Here is a 550-nt window from a genome sequence, read left to right on the forward strand (position 1 = left end):
GCTCGCCGGGTTCTTCGAGGGTGCGAACGCCGTCCTGGTCGGCCGGACCGCGGCTCCGGACAGCCCGTCCCTCACCCAGCACGAGGCCGTCCTCGACGCGCTCGGCTCCCTGAACGTGCCGATCGTCGCCGATGTCGAATGCGGGCACGTCCCGCCGTACATGCCGATCGTGAACGGTGCGTACGGGCGTGTGGTGCACGCGGCGGGGCGGAGTGAGCTGACGCAGACGTTGCGGTGACGGGGTGACGGGGTGACGGAGCGGTCGGGAGGCGGCGTGGAACACGGTGGCGTGTCCCGCGGTGCCCGCCTGGCCGCCCATGGTGCCGTTTCCGCCTCGCTGGCCCTGTGCGATGACCGCAGGTTACGTGAACTCGTGGACGCCGGGCAGCCGTTGGGCTCCGGCATCGGCGGAGAGCGGGTCCTGCTGGACGTCGACGGTACGCCGGTCTTCGTCAAGCAGGTACGCCTGACCGATCTGGAGCGGCGGCCGGAGACTCTGCACTCCACGCGCAACCTCTTCGAGCTGCCGCTCTTCTGTCACTACGGAGTC

2 pseudogenes are annotated in these 550 nt (G+C 70.4%); both read left to right on the forward strand.

Annotation, left to right across the window (positions count from 1 at the left end):
* Positions 1–238: pseudogene (locus LPA54_RS35940) on the forward strand (LD-carboxypeptidase); the annotation flags it as partial.
* A gap of 36 nt (positions 239–274) precedes the next feature.
* Positions 275–550 (forward strand): annotated as a pseudogene (locus LPA54_RS35945) (protein kinase family protein); the annotation flags it as partial.

This window comes from Streptomyces sp. DH12, assembly GCF_020873895.1.
Lineage (GTDB): Bacteria > Actinomycetota > Actinomycetes > Streptomycetales > Streptomycetaceae > Streptomyces.